This is a genomic window from Sulfobacillus sp. TH-112 (assembly GCF_057473405.1).
Window position 1 is genome coordinate 41,041 of the sequence record NZ_JBYCKN010000179.1, and the last position, 7,434, is coordinate 48,474.

8 protein-coding genes are annotated in these 7,434 nt (G+C 53.9%); all 8 read left to right on the forward strand.

Translation table 11 applies throughout. From position 1 onward, the window contains the following. Positions 1 to 47: 47 nt before the first annotated feature. Complete coding sequence (ald, locus tag ACOJWD_RS13010) at positions 48 to 1,166, forward strand: alanine dehydrogenase (protein WP_486993664.1); 1,119 nt, start codon at positions 48 to 50, stop codon at positions 1,164 to 1,166. Between the two features lie 108 nt (positions 1,167 to 1,274). Further along, the gene (gene xerD, locus ACOJWD_RS13015) at positions 1,275 to 2,150 is read left to right on the forward strand and encodes a site-specific tyrosine recombinase XerD (RefSeq protein ID WP_486993665.1); all 876 of its coding nucleotides are present in this window, start codon (positions 1,275 to 1,277) and stop codon (positions 2,148 to 2,150) included. Between the two features lie 32 nt (positions 2,151 to 2,182). Further along, a complete protein-coding gene (locus ACOJWD_RS13020) occupies positions 2,183 to 3,355 on the forward strand; it encodes a phosphopentomutase (RefSeq protein WP_486993666.1) in 1,173 nt (390 codons plus the stop codon). Next, on the forward strand, positions 3,352 to 4,632 hold the full coding sequence (locus ACOJWD_RS13025) for a thymidine phosphorylase (RefSeq protein ID WP_486993667.1): 1,281 nt from the start codon (positions 3,352 to 3,354) through the stop codon (positions 4,630 to 4,632). The genes ACOJWD_RS13020 and ACOJWD_RS13025 overlap by 4 nt, the downstream gene beginning before the upstream one ends. Positions 4,633 to 4,687: 55 nt before the next feature. Then, the gene (locus tag ACOJWD_RS13030) at positions 4,688 to 5,848 is read left to right on the forward strand and encodes a D-alanyl-D-alanine carboxypeptidase family protein (RefSeq protein WP_486993668.1); all 1,161 of its coding nucleotides are present in this window, start codon (positions 4,688 to 4,690) and stop codon (positions 5,846 to 5,848) included. Positions 5,849 to 5,859: 11 nt separating this feature from the next. Next, positions 5,860 to 6,540, forward strand: coding sequence for a TraR/DksA C4-type zinc finger protein (locus ACOJWD_RS13035; protein WP_486993669.1), 681 nt, complete (start codon positions 5,860 to 5,862; stop codon positions 6,538 to 6,540). Between the two features lie 72 nt (positions 6,541 to 6,612). Continuing rightward, positions 6,613 to 6,951, forward strand: a complete 339-nt coding sequence (locus ACOJWD_RS13040) for an STAS domain-containing protein (RefSeq protein WP_486993670.1) — start codon at positions 6,613 to 6,615, stop codon at positions 6,949 to 6,951. After that, positions 6,917 to 7,414, forward strand: a complete 498-nt coding sequence (gene spoIIAB, locus ACOJWD_RS13045) for an anti-sigma F factor (RefSeq protein WP_486993672.1) — start codon at positions 6,917 to 6,919, stop codon at positions 7,412 to 7,414. Before ACOJWD_RS13040 ends, spoIIAB begins: the two co-directional genes overlap by 35 nt. Positions 7,415 to 7,434: the final 20 nt, after the last annotated feature.

Here is a 7,434-nt window from a genome sequence, read left to right on the forward strand (position 1 = left end):
ATTACGCTCCCTTGTTGGGTAGCTAACTTTGAGAGGATGGGACAACCATGATTGTAGGTTTACCACGCGAAATCAAGACAGACGAAAATCGAGTGGCATTAACACCAGCCGGTGCGTTGGCGCTCACTCGAGATGGGCATCGAGTCATTGTGGAACAGGACGCTGGAAGCGGCAGTGGATTTAGCGATCAGCAGTATCAAGCAGCGGGAGCTAGCATTGCCAGTGATGCGGCTGAGGTGTGGAATACGGCCAACATGGTGATTAAGGTGAAGGAGCCGCTCGTCGAAGAGTACCGCTATTTTCGCTCAGACCTAGTGCTGTTTACATATTTGCATTTAGCTCCAGAACGGGAATTAACCGAAGCGTTAGTGGAGTCGGGTATTACAGGAATAGCCTATGAAACGGTACAAAAACCGGACCATTCGTTACCGCTTTTAACGCCCATGAGTGAAGTGGCCGGTCGAATGGCCACGCAAATTGGGGCACAGTTCCTTGAAAAAGCATACGGCGGTCGAGGCATTCTCTTAGGTGGTGTGCCAGGAGTGTTGCCGGGTCGCGTGGTGGTGGTGGGTGGCGGCATCGTGGGAACCAATGCCGCACGGATTGCTTTAGGACTCGGAGCAGATGTGACGATTGTGGATATTAATGCCGATCGGTTGCGGCAGCTTGACGATATGTTTCATGGCCAAATTCGCACTCTCATGTCTAACGAATATAACATTCAAGAGGCTGTCAGCACGGCCGATTTGCTCGTGGGTGCCGTCCTCATTCCCGGAGCTCGGGCACCGCACTTGGTCAGTGAAGACATGGTGAAAACGATGCCCCAGGCATCGGTGATTGTCGACGTCGCGATTGATCAGGGCGGATCGATTGCCACCATTGACCGGGTCACCACTCATTCACATCCCACCTACGTAAAGCACGGGGTAATTCATTACGCGGTGGCCAATATGCCCGGAGCGGTGGCTCGCACATCGACGCTGGCACTTACCAATGTGACCTTACCCTATGCCCGTCTTCTTGCTAACGCGGGCGCCGAAGGGGCGATGCACAGGGATGCCACGTTAGCACGCGGATTGAATGTCTATAAAGGGCGGGTCACGTATGAGGCAGTCGCTGAGTCCCATGGTATGACCTACACGGCACTCGAAACCATCTTCAATTAGACCGTTTCTTCACCTCGAGATCTCTTCCCTCTGCGGAGAGATCTCTTGTTGACTAAAAGAGGAGTTTTCCGCCGTGTTGGCGAAAGCTGCGACAAAGGGGGGGAGAGTGTGAACGAAGCCGTACAAGATTTTCTTTATTATTTAGAGTTTGAACGCCGTTTGTCAAAAAACACTCTGATATCTTATGGTCGCGATCTTAAAGACTATAGAGAGTTTGCTGAAAGTCACCCAGAGGGAGACACCCGCGATCGCATTGTGCAGTATCTTGATCAACTCAAGAGTCGCGGACTTTCATCCGCGACGCGAGCTCGCCGACTATCAGCGCTCAAAACCTATTATAGTTACCTTGAACGTGAATCCTTAATCGAGTCCAATCCGACCGCCACTCTGGACACCCCAAGACCGGAGCGACGCTTGCCAGGGGTGCTCAATTTAGAACAGGTGATTCACCTCATAGAAACCCCGGATATCAACACGCCGATTGGAATTCGAGACCGTACCATGCTGGAGGTCATGTATGCGACAGGATTGAGAGTAAGTGAACTCTGCCATCTCACCGTGAATGATTGGTGGAGTCGTCCACCCCGAGTGCGCTCGATTGGGAAGGGCTCTAAAGAACGGTATGTGCCTATGGGACGCATGGCTCTGGAGTGGGTTGAACGCTATGTCGAGTCCACCCGCCCGCTTCTTATTAACCGCGCTAGTGGAGACTTTCTTTTTGTGAGCCGTCGCGGTACACCGCTGACCCGGCAAGGATTTTGGAAAATATTGAAAAAGTATGGGCGGATGGCGGGACTGGGCGGTGATCTCTCGCCGCATACCATTCGTCATTCTTTCGCCACACACTTATTAGAGAATGGGGCCGATTTAAGGGCGGTTCAGGAGTTACTGGGACATCAGGACATTTCGACAACCCAAATCTATACGCATGTCAGTCGGGCGCGTCTGAGACCTGTTTACGACAACGCTCATCCGCGGGCATAATACAGCTAACTTCGAAGAGAGGATGAACGGCCATGCAAGTCGGTCTGATTGTGATTGATTCAGGAGGGATTGGTGAGGCTCCGGACGCGGCAGAGTACGGCGATCTCGGAGCCAATACCATTGGTCATGCTCTGAGTGCCGTGGGAGGAGAAGATTTGCCCTATTTAGCGGAAATGGGATTGGGTCGTTTACTGTCGTTGAGTGGCACTAGGGAGCGGTCCATGAACGGAGCAGCCGCCAAAGTGCGAACCACAGCGCGAGGCAAAGATACGCTGGCGGGCCATTGGGAAATGATGGGCCTTTTGGTCACTGAACCCTTCCGTACTTTTCCCGATGGTTTTCCCGAGGCGATAGTCCATCAACTCGAAGAAGCGTTTGGGTGTCCCTTGTTGGGTAATCGAGCCGCGTCGGGAACCGAAATTATGGCCGAGTTAGGGACGAAGCATCTTCAAACCGGGTATCCGATTGTCTATACGTCGGCAGACAGCGTCCTACAAATCGCCTGTCACGAAGAGGTTGTACCGTTGGAAAAGCTCTATGCCTGGTGCGAAGCGGCGCGAGCCATTATGCAGGGTCCGCAGCTGGTGGGCCGGATTATCGCCCGACCGTTTGTCGGGGCGCCAGGTCACTTTGTGCGGACAACGCATCGGCATGACTATGCCGTAGTACCTCCGCGGGCGACCATGGTTGATCAGTTGCAGGCCGCCGGTATTGAGACGGTGGCGATAGGAAAAATTGGTGATATATTTTCCGGTAAAGGGTTCGATCGCCATATTCCGACCAAGAGTAATCTCGACGGATTACAAGAGATGGCGAAGGTCCTGCAATCACCCGGATTTGACCGTTTTGTGTTTACCAATTTAGTCGAATTTGACTCGCATTATGGACATCGACGCGACGCCCCAGGTTATGTGAAGGCGCTTAAACAACTCGATGATGCACTGCCCTCGTTATGGGATTCGTTGGGTGACGAGGATCAGTTGTGGATCACGGCGGACCATGGGTGCGATCCCACCTATCGCGGGAGCGATCACACCCGCGAATGGGTACCATGGTTGGCATGGGGAAAGCGTCTAAGGCCGGTAGTGGGAGAGCCTCGCTTGACGCTGCAAGACATTGCTGCCACCTTGGGAGGTCTTTTTCAAGTGACAGCCATTGGCGCCGGACACCCCTGGAACCAACTACTCAGGGAGGATGAAAAATGATCGAGGCGATTGAGCAGGTGCGCGACCGTCTGCCGGGTTCGCGAGATTTGATGCGTCGTTTCGTCACCGGCATTGTGGAGGGAACGATCCCCGACTACCAAGTGGCAGCCTGGTTAATGGCGGTCTATCTCAACGGCATGTCAGAGGAGGCGTTATTTGCGTTAACGGAAGCCATGGCCGAAATAGGGACAGAGAAAGTGCCCCACGCCGGCGTTGTGGATAAGCATTCCACGGGCGGGGTGGGGGACAAAACCACCTTGGTATTAGCTCCTCTGGTGTCCTCGCTTGGCATTAGCATGGTGAAGATGTCCGGACGGGGACTCGGACATACTGGAGGAACGCTTGATAAGTTAGAGAGCATCCCTGGGTTTACGGTTCAACTGAGCCCCGCGGCGCTAGCACGGCAAATCGAGCAGATTGGGGTTGCGGTAGTCGCGCAAAGTGCGCAATTGGCTCCTGCCGACGGTATTATGTACGCGTTACGAGATGTGACCGGAACCGTAGACAGCATCCCGCTTATCGCCTCATCCATCATGTCCAAGAAGATGGCGGGAGGGGCTCCGAACTTGGTACTAGATGTGAAGGTTGGGTCGGGGGCGCTCATGAAAACGGTGGATCGAGCAGAGGCCTTAGCACGACTCATGGTGAGGATGGGCCAAATGCGCCAGATGCGGGTTCATGCCGTGCTTACCAGTATGGATCAACCCTTGGGGGAATCCATCGGCAACGCTCTGGAAGTGAATGAAGCCATTGCTTGTCTCAAGGGCGATGGGCCGCAATCGTTACGTGATGAAGTCATTATTTTAGCGCAGGAAATGGTGGCCATGGCCGTACGGGAGTCGGCCGATGAGGCACGACTACGAGTTATTGATGCGCTGGATTCGGGACGGGGATACGAACAATTTATGCGGTGGATTGCGGCCCAAAACGGGAGTGTGGCGGCCGTTGGGGCGGGGCTTCCGGTCGCCCCTCATTATCCGCTGACGCTGCATCGATCTGGGTATATCGCTCGTATTGACACCGCTCTGGTCGGAACGGTGGCTCAGCGCTTAGGAGCGGGAAGAAAAACCAAAGAGGACCGCATTGATTTCGGAGTGGGCATTCGCTGGATGGCCCCGATAGGAACCCCAGTGTCCCCGGGCCAAGAGATTGGCCTGATCTATGCTCGTAGTCAATCCCAGGCCGAGGATGCCGCTGTTCTGCTAAGAAAGGCGATTACCCTTGGTGACGAAGCACCCGAATCCCCGTCCGGGTATACGATTATTGTGGATGCATGAATGAGCCGCGCCTCGCTGATACTACCCTCAAAATATCATCCTTGGGGGAATTAGTATGCGAGTGGGTTGGTTATCGAGCGCCCTCTTCCTGGGGGCGCTCGTGTGGCCTTGGGCGGCTCTAACACCAGTGCAGGCGGAGTCATTTCCGCCGCCGAAAGTGGTGGCTCGGGCGGCAGAACTGGTCGATGGTCGGTCTGGGCAGGTATTATACGAAAAAAATGCCTATGCAAAGTTGCCGATGGCGAGCGTGACCAAATTGATGACGCTCTATATTGCTACTCATGAGATTCAACAAAAGAAATTGTCTCTCAATGATCTGGTGCCTGTCTCGGATGAGGCCTATCGCGTCAACGGGTCGCAAATCTGGTTGGAGCCTGGTGAGCGGCTGACCGTGAATCAACTGTTAATCGCCATTGCTATTGGTTCGGCGAACGATGCGGCCTATGCCTTAGGGGAATACATCGCAGGGTCGCCAGAGGCATTCGTCAAAATGATGAACCACCAAGCGCAACTCTTTGGCATGCACTCCACTCATTTTGCCAATCCTCACGGTCTTCACCAACCCACCCATTATAGTACCGCCCATGACTTAGCGATTTTGGGAAGAGAGGCTGTTAGCGTCCCGCTACTATTGCACTATACCTCGATGTGGGAAAACCGGAGTATTCGCAACGGCAAAGGCGGCACCCTGTGGCTCATCAACCATAATCGCATGTTACATCAATTTCCCGGAATGGACGGGTTAAAGACCGGATATACCAATCAAGCGGGATTTTGCATGGTAGCGACGGCGCAACGAGAGGGCACGCGGATGCTGGCGGTGGTTTTAGGCGCGCCGTCGTCTAAACAGCGATTCGCCGATGCCAGTGCGCTGCTAACTTGGGGATTTCTTCACTATCGCTCAATATCCATTGCGGAAAAGGGCCAAGTAGCTGGCACGGTAAGCGTAAAACGTGGCGTGGCGCGAAAGGTTGACGCGGTGTATTCCAAAACCAGTGTTCTCACCTGGGCCCGAGAGTCTTCGCCCCCGAAGTCTCACTTGCGGCTGAATAAGGTAGTCGAAGCCCCGGTAAGACCTGGACAGGTGGTGGGTGACCTCGTGGTCAAGGACGGTCCCCGGAGGGTGAGTGAGGTGTCGATCGTCGCGGCCCATGGAGTGGCAAGGGCATCGTGGATGGGAGGCGTATGGCGTTACCTTTGGAAAATTACCGCTTAGGAGGGAATGACGTGCTGGAAAGTGAGTTAGTAGAACGGAAAGCCTGGCTTATGAAGATGCGGGATGAAATTCGTGCCCGCTTTACTGAAAGTGAGACCGAATCGTCACAAGCGCTCTCGGCATATGATAATCATCCAGCTGACTTAGGCACCGATACCTTTGACCGGGAATTGGACGTCGGCCTCACGGTGGGGTTGAATCGTGCTTTAGAGGAAATCGCCAGAGCGGAGGAGAAGCTGGATGAGGGGACCTATGGACTGTGCGACCGGTGTGGTGAAGTCATTGGAGTGTCGCGTATGAACGCCTTGCCGAATGCCATTTATTGTCTTTCGTGCCAAGAACACATCGACCTTCCGTATCAAGGACCGGCATCGGGAAGCGATGTCATTCCGATGCCATTTGGAGACCGCCGCGATATTCATCGCGATGTGGTAGAGCCCGATGGCGAGGATATGTGGCAAAGTGTCGCTCAGTGGGGGAATTCGGATGGACCTCAAGATATACCACCAGCGGTCGACTATAACGAAACCTTTGTCGGATTTGAGGAACCCGTTGGATACGTCGAACAGGTGGAGTCCATTGTCGACGAACACGGGGAGGTTCTCTTTGATGCCGTGCGCGCTAAAGCCATTCGCGAAGCACTGAGCACAGATGCAGAATCTGACGAATATCCCGATGACTGGCGACCATGAGTCGCCTTTTTTTTTGCCACATTCCCGGTATGATAAAGGGGCGAGGAAGATTATGGGAATGGGGGGATAGCATTGACCATTGTACACGCTCTGAAGGCCGATCGCATTGTGGTCGGCATTAAGGGAGATTTGGACCTCAAGACCAGCACTCCTCTCCGGGAAGCGCTGGAACAGCTCATTATGCGCTATCCAGATCGACATTTACTCTTAGACCTCTCGGAGGTTGAATTCGTGGACAGTTCAGGCTTGGGCGTTATCTTGGGGCGGTATCGCCGCCTGCAGGAGACTGGTCGCACCCTCAGTTTGGTTGGTGTGCGCTCTTCGGTGCGAGCGGTGTTAGAATTAGCCGGTATTGATTCTATTATTAGTGTCACTGATGCGGTGCGGGGAGAAGCCGCCACGACAAAATAACGAGGGGAAGGAGGGGAAGCGTGTGAATCGCATCTTGCTGCGCTTTTTATCCCTGGAAGAGAATGTTGGTCTGGCGCGTATTACTGCGGCCGGATTAGCTGGACAAGCCAAATTTTCTATACATGACATTGAAGAAATCAAGGTGGCGGTCTCGGAAGCGGTCTCCAATGCCATTATTCATGGTTATCGCGGACAACCGGACGGGTGGATCGAAGTGCGAATGGAATTAAGTGAAATCGGCATCGTGATTGACGTGGAAGACTGGGGTATCGGGATCGAGGACGTGGACCGAGCTCGCGAACCTGCGTTTTCACAAGACCCGGAGCGCATGGGCCTGGGCTTTGTGTTTATGGAATCGTTCATGCATGGATTAGATGTGGAGTCGCGTCTTGGGCACGGAACGCGGATTCATATGCAAAGACTGGTGACATTGTCTGGAGAGTTGTCTCGCGATGCCCAGTGATGAAGAGAACGGTGCCGATC